1 protein-coding gene is annotated in these 278 nt (G+C 46.0%); it reads left to right on the top strand.

What is annotated here, in order from left to right; all coding sequences use genetic code 11:
- Nucleotides 1-278: hypothetical protein (locus VQ643_RS16400; RefSeq protein WP_414201600.1), on the top strand; the 278-nt coding region annotated here is incomplete at both ends.

Genomic DNA, 278 nt, shown 5'->3' with positions numbered 1-278 from the left:
AACACTTTGAATACTCCACCGACTTTGACCAAGTGACGCGCTATACCAGCCCAAAAGGCATCGTAGCCAAACTGACCTACGATACTAATGGCAACGTTATTAACGTAATTGAAGCGCTAGGTAGCGCCAACGAACGTCAAACACACTTCATCTACGACCAGTACGGCCAAGCTAGCCAAATTACCATTGGCAACGGCAATAACAGCCGCACCATCAAACTCAAATATGACAATAACGGCAATATCAACGAACTCACGGATAGCAAAGGCAACACCTAC

It is taken from the genome of Pseudomonas sp. F1_0610 (assembly GCF_047470865.1).
Taxonomy (GTDB): Bacteria; Pseudomonadota; Gammaproteobacteria; order Pseudomonadales; family Pseudomonadaceae; genus JAZDRH01.
Note: the sequence above shows the minus strand (reverse complement) of the source record. Positions and strands in the feature narration are given on the sequence as shown.